Consider the following 13,179-nt stretch of genomic DNA (forward strand, 5'->3'; position numbering starts at 1 on the left):
AATGTTCCGCCGTATCGATTGCGGCGAAATCCTGCTCCAGACGCCAAGCGGGCGCGGCATTGCGATCTCCGGCATGCGGTGCGAGCAGCAGGCACATGTCAGGATTCATGATTGGAAATGCCTGCTGCGGCTGCTTATCGGCGGTGATCTGGGTTTTGCCGAAGGCTTCCTTGCCGGTGAATGGTCGACGCCCGACGTCTACTCGTTCCTGAGCGCGGCTGCGCCGCGTTCGGCGCGCGCCCCCTCGTTCGAGCGTCTGAGGCCGCCGCAGCCTCTCAACTGGCTTCGTCATGCCCTGCTCAATCGCAATACCAGGCGCGGCAGCCGGCGCAACATTCGCGCCCATTACGATCTCGGCAATGATTTCTACCGCCTCTGGCTCGACCCGAGCATGACCTATTCATCGGCGATCTACACCTCGCCACACCAGACGCTCGCGCAGGCCCAACAGAGCAAGCTCGATCGGGTCACCGAACTGCTCGACATCAACGGCGGCGAGAGGATTCTTGAGATCGGTTGCGGCTGGGGCGCGCTGGCACGGCATCTTGTCGAACGGGGCGCCCGTCACGTCACCGGCCTGACACTGTCGACTGAACAGCTTGGCTACGCTTGTGAGCAACTCGCCGAGCGGGGTCTCGCCGACAGGGCAAATCTGCGGTTGGAGGACTATCGCGATACTAACGGCACGTATGATCGTGTCGTCTCGATCGAGATGCTGGAGGCGGTCGGCGAGGCGTACTGGCCGCTGTTTTTCGACAATCTGCGGCAACGGCTCGATATCGGCGGCATCGCGTTGCTGCAGGTGATCACGATCGACGAACGTCGCTTCGAGAGCTATCGCAGGCGGCCGGAATTCATCCAGCGATACGTTTTTCCGGGTGGAATGTTGCCGACCGTCGAGATCATCGAACAACTCGTCGCCAATTCCGGACTTCGGCTGGTTTCGACCGAGTTCTTCGCTGCCAGCTATGCGCGCACCCTGGCCGATTGGCGCGATCGGTTCCTCGACGCCTGGCCATCGATCGAAGCCCTCGGCTTCGATGGCCGCTTCAAGCGGATGTGGGAGTATTATCTGGCCTATTGCAGGCTCGGCTTTGAAATCGGCGCACTCAATGTGGGGCTGTACAAGATCGAGCGACCATCTTGAACTAACCGTGTCGTGCGGATCTGACGCGGCGCGCCGATTAGCAGCAAGATTTGGCCAGATCACTGCGGATTTTCAAAACGATCTTTCCAGCTGTGTCATCCCCCGCACGGCCTACTGGTTAACGCAGACCGCCACGCCAAATTCGCCGCACTGCAAAAGCCTTCCCCTTTTGCCATCTGCACACTAGTTTCCGGCCAGAGCAAAACACGGACCGGCAAAAGATTACCCCGACATGGCATTCAACAAAGACGTCATTGAAGCGATCGGCAACACCCCCCTCATCAAGCTGAAACGCGCATCCGAGCTGACCGGCTGCACCATTCTCGGCAAGGCCGAATTCATGAATCCCGGCCAATCGGTGAAGGATCGCGCCGGCAAGGGGATGATCCTGGAGGCCGAAAAGCGCGGCGATCTGAAGCCCGGCGGGCTCGTGGTCGAATCGACCGCGGGCAATACCGGCATCGGCCTTGCGGTCGTGGCGAGCGCGCGGGGCTACCGCACCCTCATCGTGATTCCGGAGACGCAGAGCCAGGAAAAGAAGGACATGCTGCGCCTATGCGGGGCCGAGCTCGTCGAGGCGCCGGCGCTGCCCTACTCCAATCCGAACAACTATCAGCATCTCGGCAGGCGTCTCGCCGAGCAGCTGCGCAAGACCGAGCCGAACGGCGTGCTGTTCGCCGACCAGTGGAACAACCTCGACAATCCCAAGGCGCATTACGACTCGACCGGACCGGAAATCTGGCAGCAGACCAACGGTAAAGTCGATGGCTTCATCTGCTCGGTCGGCACCGGCGGCACGCTGGCCGGCATCAGCCGCTATTTGAAGGAAAAAAATAAGGACGTCGTCACCGCCTGTGCCGATCCGCACGGCTTCGCGATGTACGAGCTGTTCAAGAACGGCCAAGTCAAGTCGACGCCGGGCGACTCGATCACCGAAGGCATCGGCCTCGGACGCAAGACACCGGTGATCGAGACAGCGAACGTCGACGATGCGTTCCTGGTTTCCGACGAGGAAGCCGTGACCATCATCTACGAGCTGCTGGAGCACGAGGGCCTGTGCCTCGGCGGGTCGACCGGCGTCAACATCGCGGGCGCGATCCAGCTCGCCAAGCAGCTCGGCCCCGGCAAGACCATCGTCACCATTCTGTGCGACTCCGGCAACCGCTATCAGTCCAAGCTGTTCAACCCGGCCTTCATGCGTTCGAAGAACCTGCCGGTCCCGGAATGGCTGGAAAAGCGGAGCAAGATCGAGCTGCCGTTCGTCTGACGAACGACGTCCGCGCAAACGTCATTGCGAGGAGCTATTGCGACGAAGCGATCCATGCTTCCGACGCGGATGATTGGATTGCTTCGCTTCGCTCCGCTCGCAATGACAGTGGAGATCACCGCAAGATCTGGCTCAGGAACAGCTTCGACCGCGCATGCTGCGGGTTGGCGAAGAATTCCTGCGGCGTGTTCGACTCGATGATCTGACCGGCGTCCATGAAGACGACGCGGTTGGCGACTTCGCGGGCAAAGCCCATCTCGTGGGTTACGACCAGCATTGTCATGCCCTCTCTGGCGAGATCTACCATGGTGTCGAGCACCTCCTTGACCATTTCCGGGTCGAGCGCCGAGGTCGGCTCGTCGAACAGCATCACCTTCGGGTTCATGGTCAGCGCGCGGGCGATCGCGACGCGCTGCTGCTGACCGCCCGACATCTGGCCGGGAAACTTGTTGGCCTGATGCGGGATCTTGACCCGCTCGAGGAACTTCATCGCGGCCGCCTCGGCTTCCTTCTTCGGGATGTTGCGCACCCAGATCGGCGCCAGCGTGCAATTGTCGAGCACGGTGAGATGCGGGAACAGGTTGAAACTCTGAAACACCATGCCGACCTCGCGCCGCACCTCGTCGACCCGGCGCAGGTTCGGGCCGAGTTCGATGCCGTCGACCACGATCTCGCCTTCCTGGAATTCCTCCAGCGCGTTGATGCAGCGGATCAGGGTCGACTTGCCCGAGCCGGACGGGCCGCAGATCACGATGCGCTCGCCCTTGCCGACCTCAAGGTTGATGTCGCGCAACACGTGGAAGTCGCCGTACCATTTGTTGAGCGCGGAAATGTTGACGATCGGGGTTGTGGACATGGTGACCTTGTTCAGTGGCGGCGGTGAGCGTTGAGCCGATGTTCGACGAACAGCGAGTAGCGCGACATTCCGAAGCAGAACACGAAATAGATCATTCCCGCAAAGGCGAAGCCGGTAAAGGCCGTAGTCGGCGTCGACCAGTTCGGGTCGGAGAACGATGCCCGCAGGGAACCCAATAGATCGAACAGCGCCACGATCGACACCAGCGAGGTGTCCTTGAACAGCGAGATGAAGCTGTTGACGATGCCGGGAATGACGTAGCGCAGCGCCTGCGGCAGCACGATCAGCGACGTCGTCTTCCACCAGGACAGGCCGAGCGCCGATGCGGCTTCGGCCTGCCCGCGCGCCACCGCAGCTAAGCCGCCTCTGATCACCTCGGCCATATAGGCGCCGGTAAAGATCGCCACGCCGATCAGGGCACGCAACAGCCCGTCGACGGCGAAATTGCCCGGGACGAACAGCGGCAGCATGTAGGTCGCGAAGAACAGCACGGTGATCAACGGCACGCCGCGCCAGAATTCGATGAAGGCGATCGAGAAGATCCGGATCAGCGGGATGCTGGAGCGGCGGCCGAGCGCGAGTGCAATCCCGATCGGCATCGAGGCAACGATGCCGGTGATCGCGATCACCAGCGTCACCAGGAGGCCGCCCCACAGTCGCGTGTCGACAATGGGAAAGCCGCCGCGATCGAGCCCCATCAGCTTGATGCCAACGGCTATCCCGGCAAACGTCAGCAGGCTGCCGATCAGCGCTCTGCGGCCGGTTCGCATGCCGCCTCCGACCACAAACAGCACGGCAGAGACGATCACGGCGGTGACCAGGAAATCGCCCCAGACCGGCAGCGACGAGAGCTGCAACTGGTCGCGCAGCCAGGTCAGCGGAAAGATCAGCCAATGGATCAGAAGGCCGACCAGGACGAGCAGCTTGCCCAGTACCCATGGCAGCGGGGCGATCGCCGAACTCTTGCTGAGATTGACCAAAAGATCGCCGGCGCCGCCAACGCTCTGCTCAAACAGCTGCAACACGCCGGCGGTCCAGCTCACGCCGAAGCCCGCGACGCCGCCGCCATGCAGCAGGAAGAACGCCACCACCGGAAACGCGAAGAAGAACAGGCCGGAGTTGATGCCCTTGGCCGGCAGGCGCGGCATCAGCAGCGGCAACAACAGCGCGGCGCCGAGCGCATAGGTCAGATTGACCCGCCAGCGCTGGGCTTCCGGATAGAAGCCATAAATCAGTTGCGTCAGCTTGGCCTCAATATAGGGCCAGCAGGCGCCGACCTCGTGCCCCGCCTTTTCGGCAAGGCAAGCGGTGCGATCCTTGCCGGCCCAGACCGCGTCGACCAGCAGGAACTTGACCGTCGGGACAACAATGTACCAGGCGAGCAATAGCCCGAGGATCGTGAGCAGGATGTTGCCCGGCGAATTCAGCAGCCGCGTTCGCAGGAAGCCGATGAAGCCGGTGGTCTTGGCCGGCGCCGCACGCTCGGCGACCAGGTCCTGCCGGACAAAGGACGAGGCGGACATATCGGTCATGCCGCCATGCTCCGGTTGATGCGCCAGCCATAGATGCTCATCAGCGCGCTCGTCGTCAGCGAGAGCAGCAGGTAGACGCCCATCGTCATGGCGATGATCTCGATCGCCTGCCCGGTCTGGCTTACCGCAGTGCCGGCGAACACCGAGACCAGATCCGGGTAGCCGATCGCCACTGCCAACGACGAATTCTTGGTGAGATTGAGGTACTGGCTGGTCAGCGGCGGCACGATGACCCGCATCGCCTGCGGCACCACGATCAGCCGCAGCGTCGCGGTGCGGCTGAGGCCAAGTGAAGAGCCCGCCTCCATCTGTCCCTTGTGGACCGACATGACGCCGGCGCGGACGATCTCGGCGATGAAGGCCGCCGTGTAGGTCGACAACGCGACCGTCAGCGCAACGAATTCGGGAATGACCCGCGCGCCGCCGGCGAAGTTGAAGCCTTTCAGCTGCGGCAGCTCGAACTTCAACGGCCCGCCGAAGATCAGCATCGAGACCAGCGGCAGGCCGATCAGGCAACCCAGCACATAGGGCCAGATCCGGATCATCTGCCCGCGCTGGAACAGTGCGCGCCGGGCGTGGTGCCGCAAGCCCAGCGCCACGACGATGCCGACCGCGAGCGCGGCCAGGAACGGATAGAGCCCGGGCTCGCTGACCGGCAGCGGCACGATCAGGCCGCGATTGTTGAGGAAGAACGTACCGAAGATCGAGACGCTCTGCCGCGGGGCCGGCAGCGCCGCGAGCACAGCGAGGTACCAGAACAGGATCTGGAACAAGACCGGCAGGTTCCTGACGATCTCGACATAGATGCCGCCGATCCGCGACAGCAGCCAGTTCGGCGACAACCGGCACAGCGCCACGACGAAGCCGATCACGGTGGCGAAGACAATGCCGATCACCGAGACCAGGATCGTGTTCAACAAGCCGACGAAGAACACCCGCCAGTAGGTGTCGGAGTTATTGTAGGCGATCAGGCTCTGATTGACGTCAAAGCCGGCATTGTAATTGAGAAAGCCGAAGCCCGACGCAATGTGCTGGGTCTCCAGGTTCGTTCGCGCATTCGCCACGATCTCATAGGCGATCCAGGCCAGGATCGCGGCGAAGGCAATCTGGGCGGCCAATCCGTTCCAGCCGGTCTTGCCGCCAAGCGCTCGCTTCAGCCTGAGGGCAAATTGCAGCGGTGGTTTGCGGGACGCGATGCTCATCGCGGCAGCCGTTGGCCGGACCGATCAACGGATCGGCGGCGCGTACTGGATCCCGCCCTTGTTCCAGAGATTGTTGACGCCACGGGCGATGCCGAGCGGCGAGCCGGCGCCGACATTGCGCTCGAAGGTCTCGCCGTAATTGCCGACCGCCTTGACGATGCGCACCACCCAGTCCTTGGTGAGGCCGAGCTGTTCGCCCAGATTGCCGTCGGTGCCGAGCACCCGCTTCATCTCCGGCTTGTCCGATTTGAGCATCGTGTCGACATTCTTCTGGGTGATGCCGAGCTCCTCGGCATTGATCATCGCAAACAGCGTCCACTTCACGATGTCGAACCACTGGTCGTCGCCGTGGCGTACCATCGGCCCCAGCGGCTCCTTGGAAATGATTTCCGGGAGCACGATGTGATCGGCAGGGTTCGCGAGCTTCAGACGGCTGGCATAGAGTCCGGAGGCGTCGTCGGTGAAGACGTCGCAGCGTCCGGATTCATAGGCCTTGACGGCTTCGTCGATGCTGCCGAACGCGATCACCTCGTACTTCATGTTGTTGCCCTTGAAGAAGTCGGCGAGGTTCTGCTCCGTCGTGGTGCCGGTCTGCACGCAGACCGACGCGCTGTTCAGTTCGAGCGCCGAATTGACCTTGAGCGACTTCTTCACCATGAAGCCCTGCCCGTCATAATAGGTCACGCCGGTGAAATTGGCGCCGAGCGAGGTATCGCGCGACACCGTCCAGGTGGTGTTGCGCGACAGCACGTCGATCTCGCCGGATTGCAGCGCGGTGAAGCGATCCTTGGCCGACAGCGGCACGAACTTGACCTTGGTCGGGTCGTCGAGCACCACGGCGGCAATGGCCCGGCACACGTCGACGTCGATCCCGGTCCAGTTCCCCTTGTCGTCCGGTGATGAAAAGCCAGGCAGACCCTGGCTGACGCCGCAGGACAGCTGGCCCCGGTCCTTGACCGTCTTGAGGGTTTGCGCCGAGGCGGACTGGACCGACAAGGCAGCGGCAGCGGCAAGGAGGACAGCCAGGGATACGCGTTTCATGGGTAGGCCTTTCAGGGTCGTCCGTTGGACGTTTTGCTTTGCGATCGCCTCGCGTTCACGGGCCATCCCAATGATCCCTTGCAGCAAAAGATGCTGATCTGACAGTCAGTTTGACGCGCAAACCGGCCAGGCAACGGATCGTAGGTCGCGGCAGGCCCCTCAACGTGCGGCGACTGGTAGTTGCGGCGCATCACATAGCGACTGACGAGCCGGGTCAAGGGGTTGACGCACGTCTTCTACCTCTTGTTAGTAACACCTCCCGGCGTGGCCCTGTCTTCCCGACGCGGTACGGCTGCGGCAAAAAGTCTAAAATCTAACGGCAGCAAACCATGACCTCCTCCGACGGCTCCACGCCCTCCCGCCCGCACGACGCCGCGACCCGCCTGGTCACGGCCGGCCGCGACACCAAAGCCCAGAAGGGCTTCGTCAATCCGCCGGTGTTTCACGGTTCGACCGTGCTCTATCCGACCGCCGAGGACCTCCACGCCCATCGCGCCGAATTTACCTACGGCCGCCACGGCAGCCCGACCACGCGGGCGCTGCAGGACGTGCTGATGGCGCTGGAGGGCCCGCAGTGCGCCGGCGTCGGCCTCGCTCCGTCGGGCCTCGCCGCGATCAGCACCACGCTGCTCGCCGTGCTGAAGGCCGGCGATCACCTGCTGGTGTGCGACAACGCCTATCGGCCGACCCGCAATTTCTGCGACAACATGCTGAAGCGGTACGGCATCGAGACCAGCTATTTCGATCCGCTGATTGGCGCCGGCATCGAGACGCTGTTCAAGCCGAATACCCGCGCGGTGCTGGTCGAGGCGCCCGGTTCGCAATCCTTCGAGATGCCCGACGTCCGCGCGATCTCGGCCGTGGCGCATGCCCGCGGCGCGCTCATGATCGACGACAACACCTGGGCGACGGCGCTCTATCACCGCTCGCTCGAACAGGGCGTCGACATCAGCATGCAGGCCGGCACGAAGTATATCGGCGGCCACTCCGACATCATGTTCGGCACCATCTCGGCCAATGCAAAGGCCTGGCCGCTGGTGCAGGAGGCGATCCGCCTGCTCGGCGTCTGCGCCGGTCCGGACGACGTCTATCTCGCGCTGCGCGGGGTCCGAACGCTGTCGGTGCGGCTGGCGCAGCACCACCGCTCCGGGCTCGAGATCGCGCGCTGGCTTGGTGCGCGGCCCGAGGTCGCTCGTGTGCTGCACCCTGGCCTCGAGACCGATCCCGGGCATGCGATCTGGAAGCGCGACTTCACCGGCGCCTCCGGCCTGTTCAGCATCGTGCTGAAGCCTGTACCGCAGACCGCGGTCGATGCGATGCTCAACGCGCTCACGCTGTTCGGCATGGGCTTTTCCTGGGGCGGCTTCGAAAGCCTCGCCATCCCGTTCGACTGCAGCGACTATCGCAGCGCGACCAAATGGTCGCCGGGCGGCCCGACGCTGCGGCTGCATATCGGGCTCGAGAATCTCGACGACCTCAAGGCCGATCTCGATCGCGGATTTGCCGCGTTGAAGGCCGCGCTCTGATCCTTCCACGCCGGCTGCGTTAGGCGACATTAACCACGACCGACCGGCCAAGACGCCGCCGCCGCGTTGCGACTAACGTCGCACGCGTTGCGCGCGGACGATCTCCGGGATTCTGCCGAGATGCGACGGCTCCGATAACTCGCCGTTCACCATCCCCACCAATCCCTTAATTGTCCGGACCTTCCATCAAGTTCCCTTATACTTTTGCGGCCGTACTGATGCTCCCGGGAAGGGCTGTCAGTGCCGCAAGGACGTGACTGCCCTGCGTTAAGGGCATTCAGACAATCGCATGAAGACGGCACGCATCGTGGTCCTCGGCATTGCCGGCGTCGCAGGCCTCGCAGCCATGTATCTCGCGAGCATTGGCGAGCGCAAACCGGCGCCGGTCGCGCCGCCAGTGGCACAACTGCCGACCGTCGAGGTGCTGGTGGCGAAGTCCGACATCGGGCTCGGTCAGTCGGTCAAGCCCGAAGACGTGCAATGGCAGCGCTGGCCGGCCGAGACCGCGAGCAGCGCGTTCATCCGCCACGACACCAATGCCGACGCCATGAACGACGTCATCGGCTCGATCGCACGCGCTCCCTTCATCGTCGGCGAGCCGATCCGCGAGCAGAAACTGGTCAAGGCCAATGGCAGCGGCTTCATGGCCGCGATCCTGCCCTCCGGCATGCGCGCGATCTCCACGGAGATCTCGCCGGAGACCGGCGCCGGCGGCTTCATCCTGCCCAACGACCGCGTCGACGTGATCCTGTCGCGACGCGACAAGAATCCCGAGCAGCAACAGGGCAACCGCGACGTCATCACTACCGAAATGCTGCTGTCCAACGTCCGCGTGCTGGCGATCGACCAGGCGCCGAAAGAGAAGGACGGCAACAACTCCCTCATCGGCAAGACCGTGACCCTCGAACTCAAGCCCGAACAGGCCGAGACGCTCGCGCGGGCACGACAGAGCGGCACGCTGGCGCTGGCGCTGCGCAGCATCGCCGACGTCAACGAGAAGACCGACGAGACCAGAGATCAGGCCCCGAAGCGGGGCGAGAGCATTCGGGTGGTGCGTTTCGGCATCCCGAGCTCTCAGACGACACAGAAGTGATGGGGGCTTCGATATGACAATTGCTGCAAAACAACTGGCGAGGCGGACCACGCTGGTCCGCTCGCTGTCAGTCTCGGCGGTCGCCGCCCTAATGCTGATCCCTGCCCTCGCCAGCGCGACCGATCCCGACAAAAATGCGGACGTCGCGGTGACGAGCAGCATCGCCGCCAAGTCGCGCTTCGTCTCGCTCGGCGTCGGCAAGTCGGTGGTGGTCGACCTGCCCCGCGAAGCCAAGGACGTCCTGGTCGCCGATCCCAAGATCGCCAACGCCGTGATCCGCTCGGCCCAGCGCGCCTATATCATCGGAGCGGCGGTCGGCCAGACCAACGTGGTGTTCTTCGACGCCGACGGCAACCAGGTCGCCTCCTACGACATCGCGATCAAGCGCGATCTCAACGGCATGCGTGCCGCGCTGAAGCAGATGCTGCCGGGCGTCCAGATCGAGGGCGTCGGCGAGAGCGTGGTGCTGACCGGCACCGTGGCAAGCCCGGTCGAGGCCCAGCAGGCCGGCGACATCGCCGCCAAGCTGGTCGGCGGCGCCGACAAGGTCGTCAACTCCATCGTGGTGCGCGGCCGCGATCAGGTGATGCTGAAGGTCACCGTCGCCGAAGTGCGGCGCGACGTCGTCAAGCAGCTCGGCGTCGATCTCAGTGCCAACATGAACTACGGCACCGCGGCGGTCGTCTTCAACAACACCAACGCCTTCACCGCCAACAACGGACCGCTCGCCAACAACATGCTGACCGGCGCGGCCCTGAACAAGCTCGGCGTGCCGACCGTCACCGCGACGCTGCGCGCGATGGAGAGCGCGGGCGTGGTGAAGACGCTGGCCGAGCCCAACCTCACGGCGATCTCCGGCGAGTCCGCGACCTTCGTGTCAGGCGGCGAGTTTCCCATTCCGACCGGCGTCACCTGTCAGACCTCGTCGACAGGCACGATCGGGAATTGCGTCCAGACCGTCAGCTTCAAGAAGTTCGGCATCTCGCTCAACTTCACCCCGGTGGTGCTGTCCGAGGGGCGCATCAGCCTGAAGGTGATGACCGAGGTTTCCGAAGTCTCGATGGACAACGCGTTGACCGGCGGCCAGGGCGGCACGACCATTCCCTCAATCAAGACCCGCCGCGCCGACACCACGCTGGAAGTGCCCTCCGGCGGCTCGATCGCGATGGCCGGATTGATCCAGGAGCAGACCAAGCAGGCCATCAACGGAATGCCTGGTGTCGATCAGATCCCGGTCCTCGGACAGCTGTTCAGGAGCCAGGACTTCGTCAACAACGAGACCGAACTCATGGTCATCGTGACGCCCTATGTGGTGCGCGCGGTTGCGCAGAAGGAATTGTCGCGTCCCGATGACGGGTTCGCCCCCGCCTCCGACGCGCAGTCGGCGCTGCTGGCGCGCGTCAATCGCATCTACGGCGTTGCCGCCCGTGCCGAGCCGATCGGCGCCACGCCGGTCAATTTCGGCTTCATCATCGACTGAGGCGCTGAAGGGTTGGGGGATGCCATGATGACACGCAAAACACGAGCCGGCCATGCGAGGACGCTGTCGCTGTCCGGCGCCCTCGTCGCTACCGCGATCGCGCTCGGCGGCTGCAATTTGACCGGCGACAATATCGCGACCGGCACAGTGCCCGACGACTACCGGCAACGGCATCCGATCGCCGTCACCGAGGGCGAGCAGTCGATCGTCGTGTTCGTGGGCCGCGCCCGCGGCAATCTCACCGAAACGCAGCGCGACGATGTCATGGGACTGGCTCGCACCTGGCGCCGCGACGGCACCGGCGCGATCGCGGTCGACGTCCCAGCCGACACCTCGAACGCGCGCTCGGCGCAGGCGGTGTATCAGGAGATCCGCGGCGTGCTGGCGTCGATGGGCGTACCCGCCCACGCCATCGTCAGGCGTTCCTATCGAGTCGACGATCCGCGCGCGCTGCCGACCATTCGCCTCAGCTATTCGAAGATGGCCGCGGTCGCCGGACCCTGCGGCTTGTGGCCGAGCGACCTGGGTCCCTCGATCTACAATCCCAGCTACAACGAGAACAAGCAGTGGGACAATTTCGGCTGCGCCACGCAGCACAATTTGGCTGCGATGGTCGCCAATCCGTCCGACCTCGTGCAGCCGCGGACCGAAACCGCATCCTACACGCCGCGCCGGTCGGTCGCGTTCCAGAAATACGGCAAGGGTGAGTCCACCGCGACCACCTACCCCGAAGCCGATAGAGCCAAGCTGAGCGACGCCGGGAAATGACCGAACAACAAGACGAGCCACAGCACGCCAACGACCACATCGCGCCGGCGCCACGGATTTCCGTGCAGGCCTTCTGCGCCAGCGTCGCGACCGCCACAACGGCGCGCGCCGCCGCCGACGACCGCCGGCTCGCGAAGGCTCACCTCTCGGTCCATATGGGCGGCATCGCCGCCGCCATCGACGCCTATCACAAAGCGCCGACGCCCAACGTCATCATGCTGGAGACCGAGCCGGACATTGATTTGCTCGCAGGTCTCGACGAACTCGCCACGGTCTGCGATCCCGGCACCCGCGTCGTCGTGCTCGGCTCGCCCGGCGAGACTGCACCGTATCGCGAATTGGTCCGGCGCGGCGTCAACGACTACATCATCGGGCCGGTCAAAGTCCTCGACATCGTGCGCTCGATCTGCGGCCTGTTCTCGTCCTCGGAAGCAGTCTCTGTGGGCCGCCTGGTCGCGGTCGCGGGCGCCAAGGGCGGCGTCGGCGCCTCGACCATCGCTCACAATGTCGCCTGGACCATCGCGCGCGACCTCGGGCTGGATTCGGTCGTGGTCGATCTCGACCTCGCCTTCGGCACCGCCGGCCTCGACTACAACCAGGATCCGACGCAGGGCATCGCCAACGCCGTGTTCTCACCCGAGCGCCCGGACAGTGCCTTCATGGAGCGCCTGCTGGCAAAATGCGGCGATCACCTGAGCCTGCTGGCGGCACCGGCCACGCTCGACCAGGTCTACGATTTCGGCGCCGAAGCATTCGACGCCATCTTCGATACGATGCGCATGACCACGTCCTGCATCGTGCTCGACGTTCCCCATCAATGGACCGCCTGGACCAAACGCGTGCTGGTCGGCGCCGACGATATCCTGATCGTCGCCGAGCCGGACCTCGCCAACATGCGCAACACCAAGAACATGATGAACCTGTTGCGGACCGCACGTCCGAACGACCGCCCGCCGCTCTACTGCCTGAACCAGATCGGCATGTCGAAGCGCCCCGAGATCGAGGTCAAGGACTTCGCCAAGACGATCGAGAGCCAGCCGATCGCGACCATCCCGTTCGATTGCAGGTTGTTCGGTGAGGCCGCCAACAACGGTCAGATGATCGCGGAAGTCTCCGCGCGTCACCGCACCACCAAGACCTTCCTGCGGATCGCGCAACGCCTGACCGGCCGCCCCGATCTCGCCGAGACGCGCGAGTCGTTCCTGTCGCCGATCCTCAGAAAGCTGCAGTCGCGTCGAAGCGATGGACGTCGCGCCGCCGGCTAGCC

Annotated in this window: 11 protein-coding genes; 7 read left to right on the plus strand and 4 right to left on the minus strand. The window is 64.1% G+C overall.

Annotation, left to right across the window (positions count from 1 at the left end):
- Position 1: 1 nt before the first annotated feature.
- Together HAP47_RS21270 and HAP47_RS21275 are read left to right on the plus strand one after the other, a co-directional pair.
- Positions 2–1,147: an SAM-dependent methyltransferase gene (locus HAP47_RS21270; protein WP_231168329.1), complete on the plus strand. Its 1,146-nt coding sequence runs from the start codon at positions 2–4 to the stop codon at positions 1,145–1,147.
- A gap of 232 nt (positions 1,148–1,379) precedes the next feature.
- A complete protein-coding gene (locus HAP47_RS21275) occupies positions 1,380–2,414 on the plus strand; it encodes a cysteine synthase A (RefSeq protein WP_173642914.1) in 1,035 nt (344 codons plus the stop codon).
- A 115-nt stretch (positions 2,415–2,529) separates the two neighbouring features.
- On the opposite strand, the gene HAP47_RS21280 is transcribed toward HAP47_RS21275, so the two are convergent.
- The 4 genes from HAP47_RS21280 to HAP47_RS21295 are packed head-to-tail and all read right to left on the minus strand — an operon-like array spanning position 2,530 to position 7,045.
- A complete protein-coding gene (locus HAP47_RS21280) occupies positions 2,530–3,270 on the minus strand; it encodes an amino acid ABC transporter ATP-binding protein (RefSeq protein ID WP_173642913.1) in 741 nt (246 codons plus the stop codon).
- An 11-nt stretch (positions 3,271–3,281) separates the two neighbouring features.
- Complete coding sequence (locus tag HAP47_RS21285) at positions 3,282–4,802, minus strand: amino acid ABC transporter permease (protein WP_173642912.1); 1,521 nt, start codon at positions 4,800–4,802, stop codon at positions 3,282–3,284.
- Entirely contained in the window at positions 4,799–6,004 is a 1,206-nt protein-coding gene (locus HAP47_RS21290) for an amino acid ABC transporter permease (protein ID WP_173642911.1), read from the minus strand. Before HAP47_RS21290 ends, HAP47_RS21285 begins: the two co-directional genes overlap by 4 nt.
- A gap of 24 nt (positions 6,005–6,028) precedes the next feature.
- Positions 6,029–7,045, minus strand: coding sequence for an amino acid ABC transporter substrate-binding protein (locus HAP47_RS21295; RefSeq protein WP_173642910.1), 1,017 nt, complete (start codon positions 7,043–7,045; stop codon positions 6,029–6,031).
- A 329-nt stretch (positions 7,046–7,374) separates the two neighbouring features.
- Between HAP47_RS21295 and metC the strand changes: the two genes are divergently transcribed.
- From metC to HAP47_RS21320, 5 genes are all read left to right on the plus strand, one after another.
- On the plus strand, positions 7,375–8,571 hold the full coding sequence (gene metC, locus HAP47_RS21300; RefSeq protein ID WP_173642909.1) for a cystathionine beta-lyase: 1,197 nt from the start codon (positions 7,375–7,377) through the stop codon (positions 8,569–8,571).
- 289 nt (positions 8,572–8,860) lie between these two features.
- Positions 8,861–9,664, plus strand: a complete 804-nt coding sequence (gene cpaB, locus HAP47_RS21305) for a Flp pilus assembly protein CpaB (RefSeq protein ID WP_173642908.1) — start codon at positions 8,861–8,863, stop codon at positions 9,662–9,664.
- Positions 9,665–9,677: 13 nt separating this feature from the next.
- Positions 9,678–11,144 (plus strand): type II and III secretion system protein family protein, encoded by a 1,467-nt coding sequence (locus HAP47_RS21310; protein ID WP_173642907.1) that lies wholly within the window; start codon positions 9,678–9,680, stop codon positions 11,142–11,144.
- 24 nt (positions 11,145–11,168) lie between these two features.
- The gene (locus HAP47_RS21315; protein WP_371821640.1) at positions 11,169–11,912 is read left to right on the plus strand and encodes a CpaD family pilus assembly protein; all 744 of its coding nucleotides are present in this window, start codon (positions 11,169–11,171) and stop codon (positions 11,910–11,912) included.
- On the plus strand, positions 11,909–13,177 hold the full coding sequence (locus tag HAP47_RS21320; protein WP_173642905.1) for an AAA family ATPase: 1,269 nt from the start codon (positions 11,909–11,911) through the stop codon (positions 13,175–13,177). Before HAP47_RS21315 ends, HAP47_RS21320 begins: the two co-directional genes overlap by 4 nt.
- The last annotated feature ends 2 nt before the right edge of the window (positions 13,178–13,179 follow it).

Origin of the sequence: Bradyrhizobium sp. 41S5 (assembly GCF_011516665.3) — a bacterium.
Lineage (GTDB): Bacteria > Pseudomonadota > Alphaproteobacteria > Rhizobiales > Xanthobacteraceae > Bradyrhizobium > Bradyrhizobium quebecense.

What these genes read in the sequence shown, in the direction of transcription:
- HAP47_RS21315 (WP_371821640.1), top strand. Translation starts at nt 11,169, where the DNA reads ATGATGACACGCAAAACACGAGCCGGCCATGCGAGGACGCTGTCGCTG.
- metC (WP_173642909.1), top strand. Translation starts at nt 7,375, where the DNA reads ATGACCTCCTCCGACGGCTCCACGCCCTCCCGCCCGCACGACGCCGCG.
- HAP47_RS21290 (WP_173642911.1), bottom strand. Translation starts at nt 6,004, where the DNA reads ATGAGCATCGCGTCCCGCAAACCACCGCTGCAATTTGCCCTCAGGCTG.
- HAP47_RS21285 (WP_173642912.1), bottom strand. Translation starts at nt 4,802, where the DNA reads ATGACCGATATGTCCGCCTCGTCCTTTGTCCGGCAGGACCTGGTCGCC.
- HAP47_RS21280 (WP_173642913.1), bottom strand. Translation starts at nt 3,270, where the DNA reads ATGTCCACAACCCCGATCGTCAACATTTCCGCGCTCAACAAATGGTAC.
- cpaB (WP_173642908.1), top strand. Translation starts at nt 8,861, where the DNA reads ATGAAGACGGCACGCATCGTGGTCCTCGGCATTGCCGGCGTCGCAGGC.
- HAP47_RS21275 (WP_173642914.1), top strand. Translation starts at nt 1,380, where the DNA reads ATGGCATTCAACAAAGACGTCATTGAAGCGATCGGCAACACCCCCCTC.
- HAP47_RS21270 (WP_231168329.1), top strand. Translation starts at nt 2, where the DNA reads ATGTTCCGCCGTATCGATTGCGGCGAAATCCTGCTCCAGACGCCAAGC.
- HAP47_RS21320 (WP_173642905.1), top strand. Translation starts at nt 11,909, where the DNA reads ATGACCGAACAACAAGACGAGCCACAGCACGCCAACGACCACATCGCG.
- HAP47_RS21295 (WP_173642910.1), bottom strand. Translation starts at nt 7,045, where the DNA reads ATGAAACGCGTATCCCTGGCTGTCCTCCTTGCCGCTGCCGCTGCCTTG.
- HAP47_RS21310 (WP_173642907.1), top strand. Translation starts at nt 9,678, where the DNA reads ATGACAATTGCTGCAAAACAACTGGCGAGGCGGACCACGCTGGTCCGC.